The 16442-nt window shown below is 36.4% G+C and carries 15 protein-coding genes and 1 tRNA gene; 8 read left to right on the top strand and 8 right to left on the bottom strand.

The features are described from left to right. Positions 1-437 precede the first annotated feature (437 nt). Entirely contained in the window at positions 438-1115 is a 678-nt protein-coding gene (locus tag DM558_RS04325) for a DUF4145 domain-containing protein (protein WP_127162205.1), read from the bottom strand. A gap of 576 nt (positions 1116-1691) precedes the next feature. Here DM558_RS04325 and DM558_RS04320 point away from each other — a divergent pair. From DM558_RS04320 to DM558_RS04295, 6 genes are all read left to right on the top strand, one after another. Continuing rightward, positions 1692-2231: a hypothetical protein gene (locus tag DM558_RS04320; RefSeq protein WP_127162204.1), complete on the top strand. Its 540-nt coding sequence runs from the start codon at positions 1692-1694 to the stop codon at positions 2229-2231. Further along, positions 2203-2826: a lambda exonuclease family protein gene (locus DM558_RS04315; protein ID WP_127162203.1), complete on the top strand. Its 624-nt coding sequence runs from the start codon at positions 2203-2205 to the stop codon at positions 2824-2826. The genes DM558_RS04320 and DM558_RS04315 overlap by 29 nt, the downstream gene beginning before the upstream one ends. After that, complete coding sequence (ssb, locus tag DM558_RS04310) at positions 2816-3316, top strand: single-stranded DNA-binding protein (protein ID WP_127162202.1); 501 nt, start codon at positions 2816-2818, stop codon at positions 3314-3316. Before DM558_RS04315 ends, ssb begins: the two co-directional genes overlap by 11 nt. A 68-nt stretch (positions 3317-3384) precedes the next feature. Further along, positions 3385-3711, top strand: coding sequence for a hypothetical protein (locus DM558_RS04305; protein ID WP_127162201.1), 327 nt, complete (start codon positions 3385-3387; stop codon positions 3709-3711). Positions 3712-3873: 162 nt separating this feature from the next. Then, entirely contained in the window at positions 3874-4077 is a 204-nt protein-coding gene (locus tag DM558_RS04300; protein WP_127162200.1) for a DUF4224 domain-containing protein, read from the top strand. After that, positions 4059-5087, top strand: a complete 1029-nt coding sequence (locus DM558_RS04295; RefSeq protein WP_127162199.1) for a tyrosine-type recombinase/integrase — start codon at positions 4059-4061, stop codon at positions 5085-5087. Before DM558_RS04300 ends, DM558_RS04295 begins: the two co-directional genes overlap by 19 nt. 79 nt (positions 5088-5166) lie before the next feature. On the opposite strand, the gene DM558_RS04290 is transcribed toward DM558_RS04295, so the two are convergent. Further along, a tRNA-Thr gene (locus tag DM558_RS04290) sits at positions 5167-5242 on the bottom strand. 233 nt (positions 5243-5475) lie between these two features. Further along, positions 5476-6075, bottom strand: coding sequence for an HAD-IB family hydrolase (locus tag DM558_RS04285; protein WP_127162198.1), 600 nt, complete (start codon positions 6073-6075; stop codon positions 5476-5478). A gap of 256 nt (positions 6076-6331) precedes the next feature. Between DM558_RS04285 and DM558_RS04280 the strand changes: the two genes are divergently transcribed. Further along, positions 6332-6787, top strand: coding sequence for a hypothetical protein (locus tag DM558_RS04280; protein ID WP_127162197.1), 456 nt, complete (start codon positions 6332-6334; stop codon positions 6785-6787). A 34-nt stretch (positions 6788-6821) separates the two neighbouring features. Here DM558_RS04280 and speE read toward each other — a convergent pair whose 3' ends face one another. The 3 genes from speE to DM558_RS04265 all read right to left on the bottom strand — a co-directional run bounded on the left by speE (position 6822) and on the right by DM558_RS04265 (position 11091). Then, positions 6822-7682 (bottom strand): polyamine aminopropyltransferase, encoded by an 861-nt coding sequence (gene speE, locus DM558_RS04275; RefSeq protein ID WP_127162196.1) that lies wholly within the window; start codon positions 7680-7682, stop codon positions 6822-6824. Between the two features lie 21 nt (positions 7683-7703). Next, positions 7704-8801 carry a 2Fe-2S iron-sulfur cluster-binding protein gene (locus DM558_RS04270; RefSeq protein ID WP_127162195.1) on the bottom strand — a complete coding sequence of 366 codons (1098 nt, stop codon included), beginning with the start codon at positions 8799-8801 and terminating at the stop codon, positions 7704-7706. Positions 8802-8955: 154 nt separating this feature from the next. Further along, positions 8956-11091, bottom strand: coding sequence for a beta-galactosidase (locus tag DM558_RS04265; protein WP_127162194.1), 2136 nt, complete (start codon positions 11089-11091; stop codon positions 8956-8958). 201 nt (positions 11092-11292) lie between these two features. Here DM558_RS04265 and DM558_RS04260 point away from each other — a divergent pair, with 201 nt between their 5' ends. Continuing rightward, on the top strand, positions 11293-11859 hold the full coding sequence (locus DM558_RS04260; protein ID WP_109702636.1) for an HdeD family acid-resistance protein: 567 nt from the start codon (positions 11293-11295) through the stop codon (positions 11857-11859). Between the two features lie 69 nt (positions 11860-11928). Here DM558_RS04260 and DM558_RS04255 read toward each other — a convergent pair whose 3' ends face one another. Together DM558_RS04255 and DM558_RS04250 are read right to left on the bottom strand one after the other, a co-directional pair. After that, positions 11929-13335, bottom strand: a complete 1407-nt coding sequence (locus tag DM558_RS04255) for an efflux transporter outer membrane subunit (protein ID WP_127162193.1) — start codon at positions 13333-13335, stop codon at positions 11929-11931. Then, positions 13332-16439: an efflux RND transporter permease subunit gene (locus DM558_RS04250; protein WP_109702634.1), complete on the bottom strand. Its 3108-nt coding sequence runs from the start codon at positions 16437-16439 to the stop codon at positions 13332-13334. The genes DM558_RS04255 and DM558_RS04250 overlap by 4 nt, the downstream gene beginning before the upstream one ends. Positions 16440-16442 lie beyond the last annotated feature (3 nt).

The raw sequence follows: 16442 nt of genomic DNA, 5'->3' as shown, positions 1-16442 counted from the left end.
TCACAGTGACAGGCATAAAGCTTTGAGCTTTCCACTGGTTCGATGCAGAAGGTCGATAAGATAGGAATGATAACGGCAAAATGCGTGGTTATCAGTAGCTAAGACAAATGGACAAACTTAGCATAATTATTATGGGCAACCGTATGGAGAATACGCACACTTTAATGAATCAAAAAGTTGGAGTGTAAAAAGATAAGCAAAAAAAACTAACACAACAAAAATAATCAATAAAACAATAAAAGATTTATATTTCTTATTCTTTAATAATTTAATAAAGAATATTAAAAAGACAATTGTAGTTATTGCAAAAAAGGCAAAAACAATCGCTATACCCAACATACTTAACCACCTTTGAAGTTTAGAGGTGATTTTACAGTTAAACATTAAGTTAAGAAAGTTAATTAACAAAACAATCCTATACAGGGTGGTTTTATTAGTTAATTGGTTTTACGTTTTTCTTCAACCATTTTGGGGAGTGTGTATAGATACATTAGAAATACTTCTGTAAAATCGAGTAGTTCTTGTGCTTCTTCTTTTGTAAAAATAATGTCAGTATGAATTGCATCATTAGCATCTTCACGGATTATATGCGCCCAGCTTTCCATATCCTTTGTGATTAAATTATTTTCAAAAAGAAGCTCTATTCTTCTTTTCAATGGTCTTTTAACTAAAGCCTCTTTAGTTAGAATATTGCCTTCGCCATCTTTGGCCTGCTTTTCTTCTAACGTAAGAACAGTTGCAATATCAAGAGATTTACGGCAGATACTTATAGCAGTTTCAAAGCGACCTTCTGCTAACTGCTCTTGTGCCTCAATATATCGCTTAGCAACACTTTCAGGTAAATAATCAAGAGTCTTAGGTTTTGGGAAGTTTGGCCATATGTTTAGTACTTCCCAGCCATTTATAATTTTATTAGCATCGAGACTAAAATCAAACTGTGTAAACCTTCTTGATTGATTTGAAGCATCATCAACAAGCGTTAAAACAATATTCTTGCAATGCTGGCATTGAAAAGTTAAATAGCCAGCATCTTCACAAATAGCATAAGCATTTAATCCTTTAAAAAAAGTATTTTTTGTAAAACAATGAGGACAATCAGCTGTGAGCGTAGGCATGAATAAATTAACCTCCCTATCCAATCAATTTGAAAACATTCTAACCAATTCAGACAATCCTGAAAAGGTAATTATGGAGATGTATAGATTAGCAGAAACAGAAAGGAAAGATTATATATTAGCCTCTCTCGTTGGGATAACGATTAGTAAAACTCGACAACTTAATCATATTAAGCATAAATAACTTTAGCCATGCAAAGGACGGCAATACAGATATTAATAAATCTACTTATTGACAAGTTAACTTATTATTTTTTAATGTGATTTATGATGTTACCCAAAAAACCGTTGATCTTTTTGATACCTGGTGCATCAGGATTGAAGATACAGCAACAACTATAGCAAAAGACAATTAAACAAATCTGCCATAAATATCTTATATCTAGAAAAAAAGCGCCTATAAAAGATATTACAGAAAAAAAAATAGCATACTTTTTTTTCATATCAACACCTATTAACTTTCACCCACAATTCTACCTATAAGAAAGCAATTTAGCCAGATCAACCTGTATCTTCTGACCTTAGACACGCTGGTTAGATTGCTTTCTTATGGGGTAATAACATGAGGTAAAAAGAATGTCACAGAACAGCCAAGATAAAACACATTTTAGAAAAGCGTTTAACTCGCCTTATCTTAGTAGTGCTGATATTGAAGAACCAATAGAGGTTACTGTATCAAGGGCCGTATTAGAGGGCGATAAAACAAAGCGAAGTAAGGACTTATTTAACACGCTCTACTTTATTGAAAAAGAAATAAGACAAGGCGAACAGCTAAAACCAATGATTTTAAATGCCACCAACAGCAAGATGATGAAAACACTTACTGGATCAGGATATTTAGAAGACTGGAGCAATACCAAAGTCAGGATTTATGTTGATCCTAACGTTAAAAATAGAGGTGAAATAGTGGAAGGATTGCGCTTAATGAAGCCATTCGCATCGAATAAACCAGCTATTACGCCACAAAATGAAAAGATGTGGACAAGAGCGAAAGAGGCTTATGTGCGGGATGGTAATTTAGATAAGGTTTTAGAAAGAGCTACCCTATCACAAGAGCATATCAACCAGCTAATAAATGAGTGCAATAATGATATGGCACAACATCCAACAGAATAGCGAAGAATGGGAGCAGTTAAGGCTTGGCAAGGTAACTGCTTCTAACTTTGGAACAATCATGGCTAATGACGGCGGCGCTTTTGGTGAGCCTGCTAAACGTTACGCTTTACAGTTAGCCCTGGAGATTATCAATAATCAAAAGGCAGAGTATAGCTTTAGTAATCAGCACATGGAACGAGGTCACGAACAAGAGCCAATTGCCAGAATGCTTTATGAGAATGAGTATTTTGTTGATGTCACTAACGGCGGTTTTTTTGATTGTGGCGATTATGGCGACTCACCAGATGGCCTTGTTCATGATGAAGGTGTTATCGAGATCAAGTCAGTTATTGCCTCTACTCACTACGCAACACTAAAGCGTAATTCATTCGACCCTAGTTATAAATGGCAGCTCGTAGGTCATTTAGATTGTACAGGTCGTGACTGGGTGGACTTTATAAGTTACTGCTCTGACTTCCCTGAACATAAACAATTAATCGTTTACAGGCTGAATAGATCAGACTGTGAACAGGATATAGAAAGATTGATCAATAGGCGTAATCAGTTTATTGAGTTGGTTAAAAATACAGTTAAAGAGGTTAAACATGGCAGCTAGAGGGGTTAATCGCGTTATTCTTGTAGGCAATATCGGAAATGAGCCTGAAATGCGTTATATGCCTAATGGTAATGCAGTGGCTACGGTTTCATTAGCTACGTCAGACACATGGAAAGATAAGAACACGGGCGAGCCACAAGAGTGTACTGAATGGCATCGTGTGGTTTTCTTTGGGAAAATTGCAGAAATTGTAGGACAGTATGTGCATAAAGGATCAAAGCTCTATGTTGAAGGTAGACTTGTTACAAGAAAGTGGACAGATCAGCAAGGCATAGAGCGATATACAACGGAGATCGTTGTTGATATGGGTGGAACTATGCAATTACTAGACAGCCGTCAAGATCAGCCACAACAGCAACAAACCAATCAGCAACAAAGACCAGCACCGCAAAATAGGCCACAACAGAATCAACAAGCGGCTGTACCTGACTATAACGAATTTGACGATGATATCCCGTTCGCTAAACATCACTCAATCAATGGAGTTTAATTATGTGGTTTAAAAGAGTTATATAAAGTAATATAAATGAACATTCTCTGCTCAGTAAGGTTAATAAGATGATTGGCTTAAAAGCATTATTTAAAATGGAATATTTTTTTAATAAGGTATTTATTGCTTGTTTGATTATTTTCCTTTTTTACTGTCAGAATTATCCTTTTACTATAAACTCAAATCAACTTTATAAAATAACTATTCCCTTTCTTCTTCTTTTAGTAATAGCAGAAATAAGAGTTAAAATGAAAGGTGAGCTAGATAGAAAACTCAAGATTACAATCAAGCCCGAACAATATGAAAAAATTAGTGAAATAGTTCAAAAAAAGAATATCACTGTGGATCAGTTTTGTATTGAAGTTATCGATGAAAAGCTAGATAAAAGTATTTAGCACATTCAAATTCCACGCCAAGCCTAATTTAACCATAAACTACTAACAGACTTATCTACAGTTATTGTGGATAAAGTGAGGTATTGTCATGCCTAATAAATCAATTTCATTTAATAAAGAAATGCTTAAGCTGCTTAACGAGGATTTGAAAAGAGGTGATGTATGAGTGAAGTATTAGATGATGAAGATGTTTATCGTTTAACTCGAAGAAAACATCTAAAACCACAAAGAGAAATATTAGATGCTATGGGGATTAAATATTACATACACCCTATTGATAACATAATCATTATTCCAAGATCATCACTAAGCATAAATGATAGTAAAAAAGCTAAGAGGCAACCTAAATGGGAAGAGAACGGATAAAACCATTCGCGCAATCAGTACGTTGGAAGAAAGGAGCATGGCGTTATAGGGTGCCAAGATGGGTAACAGAAGAACAACGAAAAACCATTTTCAACGGCAAACAAGAAGTTACTCTCAGTAAAAATCAATCTGAAGCATTACTCAAGTATGCAGATATAATTCAAGCGTTATCTGATAAAGAACAACCAGTTATAACAATGAATGATTTAATAACACGCTATCTATCAGAAGTAACCCCAACAAAAGCACTTAACACTCAAAAACTAGACGTTATTTCAATAAGGAGGCTTCGTGCTGTATTTGGTGAAGTATCAGTAATAAATTTTGAAACACCGTGGATATTTAAGTACAAGGATAAGAATAAAGATCGTAGAAAATCAACTAATAATGATCTTGCTGTATTAAGCCACCTGTTCAGCAAGGCTATAGAATGGGGAGTAATAAAAAACGAACAGCACCCAATGAGAGGATTAAATATAAAGTTCTCTATGAAACCTAGAGATAGATACGTTGAAAATTGGGAGCTTGAAGAATTTTTAAGCGTCTGCTCTCCTTTTATCAAAGCCTATGTGAAATTAAAATTAGCTACCGGATTAAGACAAGGCGATTTATTAAGGCTAAGAGAAAGCGATTTAATGGATGATGGTATACATGCCGTACACCAAAAGACTGGTAAGAAAACCATTTATAGCTGGAATGATGACAGAAAGGAAGCTGTCAATGAATGCCTATCTATTCGCCCGACTATATCTGATTATGTATTTTGCAACCGTGACGGCAACTCATACTCCGATGGTAGCAAAGCAAGCGGCTTTACTTCTATATGGCAGCGGTACATGAAAAAAGCATTGTTAACCACTAATCTTAAAGAACGGTTTACAGAACACGATTTGCGCGCTAAAGTTGCTACAGATTCAGAAAATATTGAGCAAGCAAGAAGAAGATTAGGTCATTCATCATCTACTTTAACTAAAAAGGTATATGACAGGAAAGCCGAAATAACAGACTAACTAATATTTTTTGTGGGATAATTGCTTTTTTGTGGGATTTAAAAAAGCTTGTAAATTTCTCTACAAGCCTTTCTTTAACTGGTGCCGGCACCAAGAGTCGAACTCGGGACCTACTGATTACAAGTCAGTTGCTCTACCGACTGAGCTATACCGGCTATATGGGTTGTGCATTATATAGATTTTTACAACGTTGTAAAGCATTTTTTTAATTTATTTTTATTAAATTTGATATGTTGATTTATATCGATTGTAGATGATAATCGAACCGTATATATAATATTTTTCTTCTGATTATAAATTTTAATTATAGAGGCAAAAGGCTACTGTAAAGGTTTAGCAATAATATTTAGAAAACCTCTGTGCATTTATATATAGTCGTTTATATAAGTTATTCAAAGACTCTAAAGTTTGGATGACTAGCAATTGCTAGCATTTGTTTATCGCCTTCGGAGTCACCGTAAGCATAAAGTTCATATTTTGATAAATCGCCTAGTAATTCTTGTAGTTTATCTACTTTTCCTTGGCAACGGCAATTTTTAGCGTTTAAATGTCCTGTAAATAATTCTTCATGCTCTTCCAGCTCTGTACAGAGGAGATCATCAAACCCAAGGTCTTTTGCCGCTTTTTCTAAATACAAATTGAGAGAGGCACTTACCATAATCAAACGATGTCCTTGCTCTTTATGCCACTTAATTCTTTCCCTTGCTTTTAGACGTATTAGTGGCGTAAAAGAACTAGCATACCCTGCCCCCATAACTTTTAATGGTTTAATCGGTTGATTAGTAAATAGTGCTGCTATAATTTTCTCTTTAAATATATCTCGATCCGATAGTTTACAAACAACCTTTATCGCTTCTGGAAGAAGCTTTAAAAATGTTTTGTAGACAGTTTTTCTACCAAAAACCCAGTATAAAAAAGGTACGAAGGTATCTTTCGTTGTGATCGTTACGTCAAAATCAAATGCAGCCACTACAGTTTTTTCTGTCATAAATAATTTATTACCTTTATTAAAAATAAAATGACTCACTATTTTTTATATGCATATGTTTTTTCATAAACGGTTAGAGAGTATAAGTTCAAACGTTATAATCATCCACCTTTTTATTAAATCAATGTGATTAAGTATTTTAGGCTAACAATATAAACAATTCATATTAAAAACAAAAAAACACTGATAAATTACAATACTCTGTATTTTAGTAATATTATAATAATATAATAATGACAACTAACAGGTATGTTATATGGCAAATAATACACTACAAATTAATAAAACAGATGGATCGTTAACAATAAAAAATCATCCTATTGTGCTCAAAAAGGGAACGACAAAAGAGCAAATAAGCTCAGTGTTGACAGAGTTATATCGCTCTAATATAGATTATAAAAATGGTACTGAGTGGTTGTTTTTTGAAGATATTGAGTTTAGTGATTCCCCTTGTACTTTAGGTTTGTATATTGATAACAATGCATTAACACAAGTTAAATTAAATATTATACCCGCTCATTTAGATCGTTCATCGGCAGGTTGGGCATCGGATAAAAGCGTGGATGAAGCCGTTTCAATGGCACTGATTGAGTATCGTATTCAACTTGCACGACCATTTAAAGAGGGAAAAGAAGTTTTTAATTGGGGATTAGTTTGGTGTTTACCAGATTACAAGCGTGCTGAAATGAATTCGGGGATAAAATATAAGTAATACAATGCCCTTACAAAAAAGAGCATTGTTATGGCTAGTCATTACTTTGTTTATTAATGGCTTTTAATACATATTGAGGTAAGGCAAAAGCGGCTTGGTGTATTGCTGAGTTGTAATAACGTACATCAATCCCTTCTTTTTGAAAACGTTCTTTTAATACAGTTAGAGGTGTATGGCGGGCACTAGGATTTTTTGAACCCCATGCAAATGTCATATCCCCCCCTATGTATGTAGGTATTGCTGCACGATAAAAGTGCCAATCTGCAAATAGATTTTGCATTTTTTGGGCTGTACTTTTAACTTCATCAATTTGCATGAAAGGTGTTCCATTTTGGGTGACTAGAATTCCCTTCTCTGTTAAACAACGAAAACAAGCTTGATAAAAATTCTCAGTAAAGAGCACTTCGGCAGGGCCGATAGGGTCAGTGGAATCTGAAATAATCACATCATAATGCGCTGTTGTTTCGGAAACAAACTTCATGCCATCATCGATGACTAAAGTTAAACGGGGGTCATTAAAAGCCCCTTTAGAATGATTAGGTAGGTATTTTGTACAAAGCTCAACAACACTTTTATCTATCTCAACCATGGTGATTTTTTCGATATTTTTATGCTTAACTACTTCTCTAAGCATTCCGCCATCGCCACCACCAATAATCAAAACACTTTTTACGTTCCCATGGGCGAAAATAGGAACATGTGCCATCATTTCATGATAAATAAACTCATCAGCTTCAGTTGTTTGTATAACACCATCCAGAGCCATCACTCTTCCCATCTTAGCATTATGGAAAATAACTAATTTTTGATGGTCTGTTTCTGTCTCAAACAATACCTCATCAACACTAAAGCGCTGCCCATACATAGGGTATAATGTTTCGTTATATTCTTTCATAAATTATTCCTAGCCATCAGATTACTTACTACAATTTGGACAGCTAATTTTACCTGTTCGACGATGATAAATCACCTCTACGCCAACATCAACTGCTTCGCCACAATGATCACATACGGTGGCGCAATCAAGTACTTCTTTATCAAATGTTTCTAAATCAACAAATTCATCACCTATTTTTATAGGCCATGCCTTATCTTTCACAATATCTGTACGAAAATGCTCTTCATACTGGTGCCAAATATGACGTTGCTCATCCGTTAGTCCATGTGTTTTAAAAGTGTCATCTAGAATTTGGCGGCGATGATCCATTAAATCATCTGAAATGACCATCCAATGGTGTAAATTTCTAGGGCGTAAACCAAAATGAACATGTTGACGAGTAAATAGATACATTAAGAAAGAATATTGTTTTTCAATGAGACGACTTTTAGTCACATTAGCAAAAAAAGGAGCTAATCTTTCATCAGCATAAACTCTGTCATAAAAATCAATTAAGGTTTCTCTTACTTTTTTCCCATCTTCTAATTGATGCCAGATAGCTAAATTAGGCTCAGGGTCCGGGGCTTCATCTGTCATCCATACAGGCGTTTGTTGAGGATAAGGTCCTCGTATCTGTATTAACGCTTCTGGTGTTAATCCTTGCAACCAAATAGCATCGTTTTCTGTGTTATATAGCTCTAAGGTTAAAATCCAATCACCCTCTTTCGCTATAACTTTTGCCTCAGGTTCAGCTTGGCTACCGTTTATACACTTAAAAGTGTCCCCTATTGCTAGGGTTCTCGATCTTCCTAACTCTATAGTCAACTGATTAGCGTTAATGCTAACAACATATGCGTCCGTTATCACATCATCAGGGCTTAGTGGAGCAATGGTCATATCTGAGGTAGGAATACATTTACAGGTTAACAAATATTTTTTTTCTTTCTGGTAATCAGATAAGCCTAATTGTGCCTGTGCAGGAATATTTCCTTCCAAGCAACGTACTGCACATGTCTGACAAGAACCTCCACGACATGAAAAAGGAATAGAAACACCACTACGAATAAATGCATCCAATACTGTTTCATCGGGTTTAGTTTCTACGACGTGTGTTTCGAAATAAATACGCTTTATCATGAGCCCCTACACTTAAGTCCATCAGCATTTATGGGGTAAAACCTCAACTCTATAAATGCTGTTAATGAGTTTTAATTACTAATATATAATATAATGGCTTATATTATACACAGTCTCTATGATTAATACTTTTACTTCATTATTAGTATTGTTTTTATCGTATTTTTTCTAATAGATTTATGTTCGTTTCTTTCACTTTTTCAATTAAATCATGAGCAGGTCTGTCAGTAATATTGACTAGTCCTACATGTCCATTCTCCCCATCTAACAGACGTCCTGTTAGTGGCTCATCAATATATTGAAACCAATGAGTACCCACCATGTGAGGATCAGCAAAAGCATCTGACACAAAACGTTGGTAACTTTCACCTCTTTCCTTCTCATTGGTAACACTAATTGGCCCACCCCATAAAGCACCCATTGTTTTAGAACCAAAGCTAAACTCTGTAATCATAATTGGGCGATCTAGTTGGGCTACTAATTTTGTGTCATACCCTTGACTGGCTAACATCGTATACGTATTAAAACTAATCACGTCACAAAACTTGGCACAAGATGAAATAACCTCAGGAAGTTTAACAGCAAATCGATTGCCCAAAAATAAATGGTGAGGATCGTACTTTTTTAGGGAATCTTTGACTGTTTTAAAATAGTGATCCGCATAGTTAGCTAAGAAAATACCATAGTCTCGTTCAATCGCAGGATACTCTGCACTTGGCAGAGGTGCATTAAACCCTTTACTTGCTATAGCATCCCATTGTTGAACATCGATCCCCCAAGCCTTTGCAAGTTTTGTAATATCAGTATATTTACCTTTTAGTTGTTTTAAAAAAGCTTGTTTCGCAGGACTAGTATCCGTTTGCGCCAATACATTCATAACCAAGGAGTAATGATCAGTTGGTGAGTCACCTAATTTACCCCATGACAGCTCATTATCGGCAAAATAACCAATTAGCCAAGGATCATTCTTATTATCCTTGGTGGCTAGTTTAACTGCATCATCAACCGCCTGGGAAAATTTTGGATCGAATGTATCAGGCATATACCCCCACCAATCTAATCCAGAAGAGACCGTGTTGTAGTCTCCTCGGATATAAATAGAGCGAGTATAAGGTAGTTTGTGTAAACCGATGAGTGTATTATCACTCCAATTACCAATGGTATTAAAACCCCAAGCTTTAAAACGTTTAATAACGTTTTCATGCCATTCATCTAAAAAGTTTATGCCATATGTCCGGTATAAGTTGGCTTGATAAAAATCGAACCATTTTCCTTGATCTACCCCTAACCCACCTTGTGCAGCATTGCCACTACTGGTGTTGGCATAACCATAAAAACGGGCAAGAACACTCTTTGCATCAGGCAATGAAGCAAACATAAAATCTCGTCCATCAATATACGTTTGGCTATCATCTGGCGTTACTGTATTCACGCCCAATGAAATAAATGCATAACCATTTGGCGATACAAAATACCAACGCCCTTTGTATTTTTCTGTTCTAAAATACTTAGAGGCTCTGAATTGAGGTCTTTTACCTATACCACCATAAATATCTTGAGTAGGTGTATTTTTTGACCATTTAACGAGCTCTTGGGACTCCTCCTCTGCCATCGTTTTTAGTTGTTTATTAGAGAGGATCTTCTGGGGCCAAGTCATGCGTGTATTTTGCCCATATTTATCAACAAGGTGATAATAGGCCATTTGTTCAACATCCGCATCTGTTTTATTCATAGTGCCTATCAATAGGCTTTGTGCAACCGCTGGTTTATCCATAGATAAACTAATCGTATCTATTTTACTTGGGTCAATTTTGCCCACAACGCTTGTTGGCAATAAATAGAGGTTGCCCTCTGATTGCCAGCTTGTAATGCCCTCTCTCATTCCCCATGTTCTACTAGAAAAACTTTTAAGGGGGATAACTAAGTTTTGGGCTGGCCCTGCAGGTAAAGCAATAACAGCATTTAATGTTGAATTGTCGGTATCCGTCAATGTGACATATAAAGTTAAATCCCAATCCATTGCGTTTTGGATACGTAAACTAATGCTATCTTTTTCCGTTAAGTCCCATGCTGAGGTTAATGTTAACCTAGGTTTCTCTGTATTATTAAAAACAACACGTCTCAACGATTCATTTTGTTGATTTGCTTCTACTGGCATTATAGAAACACCAATTGCCAATAATTTATCTGATAGTGGTTTATTTAAAAAACTATAAAGTTCTTGCTCTTGGGCAAATACAGACAAAGAACAACTACTCAGTAAAAACAAAATAAAAATACGCTTTAACATATTGCCTCTGATTATGATCACTTACAATTTTACTATTCTTCTCAGACCAATTGGCTAACTAAAAGTTTAATCGCTCTATTTAAGAAAATGTAATAGATTATATCTTTTTTTACTATATTAATATTTGGTTATATTTTTTTAAGAACTCTTTTGATAATAACTAATCTAAACTTTAAATACCATTAACTAAGGACTTTCATTATGTTAGATAACAATCAATATACAGATCTCATTCAAAAACTCCAAGTCAATCGTATTTGGTTTCTTGTGCTTGGGGTTTTATTGGTGATTGGTGGTTTATTCGCGCTTAGCTACACAATTATAGCCACTGTAGTTGCTATGTACTTTATTGGCGGTTTTGTTATAGCCGCGGGGCTTATTCAACTTGGTCATAGTTTTTATGCAAAACAAACAACCGGTGTTTTTTTATTGTCTGTTTTATGGTCTGTTATTTATTTAGTTGCTGGTATTTGTTTATTTTTACTTCCTTTAGAGTCTGCGCTCTATTTAGCTTTTATTCTAGCTATCTTTTTGATTGCCTTTGGTGTTAGTCGTATCATTTATAGTTATCAACTACGCAAAATGGTGGGTAGTCCATGGATTTTCCTAACAGGCATTATTAATATTCTTTTTGGTATTTTTATTTTAGCAGCTTCTCCTGTGAGTGGAATTGTTTTTGGTGTTATCATGGGGATTGATTTACTGATGCAAGGCATTAGCTTTATCATGGTTTATGTAGCTATTCGTAAAGATTCTTTAAAAGCTTAATATCTCATGCTTGATAAAAAAAAGGATGGTTTAACCATCTTTTTTTCTTTTCTGATAAAAGCCAGATAACTAGTCTTTATCTAATTCAGCGGTTGTCCATCCCCCACCGATGGCTGCAATTAGCTTAACACTGGTGGTTAATTGATTACCTAATAATGTAATCTGTGTACGCTCCGTGGTTAGTGCTGATGTTTGTGTTGAAGCAACATTTAAATAATCAATAAGACCTGCCTCGTATTGATTGGTAATTAAGCGTAATGATTCTTTCGCAGAATCAACCGCCTCTTGCTGAACAACCGCTTCCTGTTGTAATGTAGAGAGCTGAATAAGATAATCTTCAACTTCTTTAAAACCATTTAGTACAGTTTGACGATAATTAGCGACTTTTTCATCATATACGGCTTCAGCCTGTGTATAACGAGAGCTTATTAACCCGCCATCAAATAATGTCATTGCAAACTGTGGTCCTAATGACCAATAGCGATTTGGGCTTTCTACCCAATGGCTAAAACTATTACTACTATAACCTGCCCCCGCTGACAGTGTGAGATCTGGAAACCATGCTGCCTTAGCTACACCAATTTGTGCATTGGCTGAGATCACTTGTTGCTCTGCCCCTGCGATATCTGGTCGGCGCTCTAATAACTGAGAAGGTAAAATACTAGGGATGCCAGGAAGCTCAGGCACAATATAAGTAGGTTTAATCGAGAAATTAGCAGGTGCTTCACCGATTAATATAGCAATCGCATGCTCTAACTGTGCACGTTGGTATTTAATATCAATAGCTTGAGCTTGGGTTGATTTTAATTGTGTTTTAGCTTGCGTCATATCTGATTTAACAACAAGCCCAGCATTATATTGGTTTTCAGTGAGCGTTAGTGATTTCTGATAAGCTAACACGGTATCATCTAACAGTTTTTGCTGAATATCCATTATTCTTAGCTGAAAATACGTTTGTGCTAATTCTGATTGTAAACTTAGTTTAGCAGCCGCTAAATCAGCAAAGCTAGCTTGGGCATCGGCATTAGCTGATTCGACTTGACGGCGAATTTTACCCCAAACGTCTATTTCCCAAGAAGCCGATGGGCCTATATCATAGGTTTTCGTTACCGAACTACCTTTGCCTTGCTGGCTCTTTTTGGCATTAACATCGGCCGTAATTGTTGGAAAATAAGCCGCCCTTGCCCCTTTAACCAAAGCTAAAGCTTGACGGTATTTCGCTTCATACTGAGCCAAGTTTTGATTTGCACCTAATAACCGCTCTTGCAGTTGATTAAGTTCATTATCTTCATAAAGTGACCACCACTTTTCAGGCATGATTCCTATTTTTGGGGTAGCTAACTTCCACCCCCCACCTTCTTTAAAATCTGCGGTTTGAATAGTATTAGGTTTTTGATAGTCTGGCCCAATAGCACAACTTGATAATAGACCAATCAAAGCAATAGATAATGTTTTTAAATATAATTTATGATTCATAGTGTTTTTCCTGAATCAGTTCGAGTATTTTTTTTAACACGGCGATTTTTGAACCAATGGCTTAAACGGTCAAAATAAAGATAAACTACAGGGGTTGTATACAGTGTTAGCAACTGACTTAAAATCAATCCCCCGACAATAGTAATACCTAATGGTTGACGCATTTCAGCCCCTTCTGCACCACCGATCATTAAAGGAACTGCCCCCAAAATAGCAGCAACAGTAGTCATTAGGATAGGTCTAAAACGCAATATACTGGCTTCTTGTATAGCCGTGCGTGAATCCATAGCCTTTTCACGCTCAAACTGTAGCGCAAGGTCGATCATTAAAATAGCATTTTTCTTCACAATACCAATCAATAAGAATAAACCCAATAATGAGATTAAGCTAAAGGGGGTATTGAGCATCATTAATGCCAATAATGCACCTACCCCTGCAGAAGGGAGCGTTGATAATATGGTTAATGGGTGAATATAACTCTCATATAAAATACCTAAAACGATGTACACAATCACCAATGCCATTAAAATCATAATGGGCTGTCCAGCCATCGAGCTTTGGAATGCACTCCCAGTGCCCCCCATTTTGGCTTGAATTTCTTTTGGTATATTCAGCTCTGAAATAGCTTTATCGACTGCTACAGTAGCTTCATCTAAGTTAACACCTGTGGCTAAATCAAAAGAGATATAAGAAGATGCAAATTGTCCCTCATGTTTGACCTTATCTTTTTCTAGGCCATAGTCATACTTTGTAAAAGTAGAAAGTGGTACACGCTCGCCATCATCTGTAATCACATATAAATCTTTCAACATGTCGGGGTACTGCGCATATTTAGGATTAACTTCCATCACAACACGGTATTGATTTAGACTATTAAAGATAGTGGATATTTGTCGTTGGCTAAATGAGTTATTGAGCACATCCATCACATCACTCATGTTGATTTTTAGTCGTTTAGCTTTTTCGCGGTCAATGACGAGAGAAATTTGTTGTGCCCCTTGATTATCATCAGCATCAACATTGGTTATCTGTGGTATTTTTCTAAAAGTATCCGCTACTTTTATCGTCCATTTTCGTAGTAAATCTAAATCATCCGCGAGCAACTGATACTCAGAATCAGAGCTTTGATCCTGACGGTTGTTCAGTTGAATATCCTGTACTGCCATTAAAAAGATTCTTGTTCCAGGCACTTTGGGAGCATTATCTCTTAATCGATTAATAATGTCTTGTGCTCCTTCTGTTCTTTCAGACTTTGGCTTTAAGCGAATAATCATCATGGCATTATTGACACTTCCTCCACCGATAAAGCCTGCTACGTTTTCAACCGCTGGGTCAGTCAATAAATAGCGGCGAACTTGGTCAATTTTAGGCTGCATTACTTGAAACGATGTTGCATCATCACCACGTATAAAGCCCCATAGCACACCGGTATCTTGTTGGGGAAGAAATGTTTTTGAAATGGCTACATATAAATAAACATTCACCCCAATGGTAATGAATAAAATCATTAACGTGAGTCGTGAATGTTTTAAAGCCCAACCTAAACTTACGCGATAGCCTTGAGTAACTTTTGCAAAAAAACGGTTAAACCCTCTTTGCCAAGCATTTGCGTTGTCTGCAACATTTTGCCTTTTAAGCCAACGTGAACAAAGCATGGGAGTGAGTGTTAACGACACCAGTAACGAAATAACGATAGTTACCGATAAGGTAATAGCAAACTCTTTAAATAGCTTAGAAATGATCCCGCCTGCAAACAACAATGCCAGAAATACAGCCACCAGTGAGACGTTCATCGAAATAAGAGTAAAACCAACCTCCCTTGTTCCTCTTAGTGCCGCTTTTATCGGGCTCATTCCCTCTTCTATGTAGCGCGCAATATTTTCAAGCACAACAATAGCATCATCCACAACCAAACCTGCGGCAACAATTAATGCCATTAACGAAAGATTATTTAATGAAAAGCCAAGCAAATACATAACAGCAAAAGTACCAATAATGGATACAGGTACAGCTAGCGCAGGAATGAGTGCTGCACGCCACTGCCCTAAAAATAACAGCACAACCAAAATAACTAATATAACGGCGATCACTAATGTATGTTCTGCGTCCGTGAGGGTTGCTTGAATACCGATAGAGCGATCCATGGCAATATCTAAAGATACGCTTGAAGGCATAACGGCTTCCAACATAGGAATGGAGTCTTTTACCCCTTTAATCGTCTCAATAATATTAGCACCAGATTGCTTACTTATAATGAGAAGCACCGCTTCTTGATTATTAGAGAAGCCTGCATTGTATCTATTTTCCACATCGTCATAGACTCTCGCTACATCCTGTAATCTAATGGCCGCACCATTATCATAACGAATAACAAGTGGTTTATATTGATCCGCTTTTGTTAATTGATCATTCGCTGTAATTTGCCACTGATACTGTGCGTTTTCTACAAATCCTTTAGGCTTTCGTAAATTAGAGCCTGTAATTGCCTCACGCACCTCAGATAATGAAATGTTATAGTGCGATAACATTTTAGGTTCTAGCTCAATCCGTACTGCGGGTAAAGAGCTTCCCCCCACTTGAACATCACCGACACCTGGTGATTGAGCTATTTTTTGGGCAGCAATAGTTGATGCCAGATCATATAACTGTCCCTTTGTTAACACATCAGATGTCATGGTGATTAACATGATAGGCGCTTGGGCTGAGTTCACTTTACGATACGTTGGGTTATTAGGCATTCCACTGGGTAATAAAGCCCTTGCCGCATTAATAGCAGCCTGTACCTCACGTGCAGCATCATCAATATTTTTATTAAAGTCAAATACTAACATAATGCGTGTAGAACCCTGGCTACTGCTGGAGTTCATCTCTTGTAAACCCGAGATACTACCAAACGCACGCTCAAGCGGTGTTGCAACTGTTGCCGCCATTACCTCGGGGCTACCACCCGGTAATGAAGCAGAAACAGTAATAACAGGTAAATCAATATCAGGTAGCGGAGCAACAGGTAAAAGGCGAAAACACAAAAGCCCTAGTAGTAATATTGCAATATTACACAGGATGGTTGTCACTGATCTAAAAATAAATGGGGCTGAAATATTCATAAC

The sequence above is a fragment of the Entomomonas moraniae genome, assembly GCF_003991975.1.
In the GTDB taxonomy this organism is placed as follows: Bacteria; Pseudomonadota; Gammaproteobacteria; order Pseudomonadales; family Pseudomonadaceae; genus Entomomonas; species Entomomonas moraniae.
The sequence above is the reverse complement of the archived record's forward strand: the minus strand, read 5'-3'. Positions and strand labels throughout refer to the sequence as shown.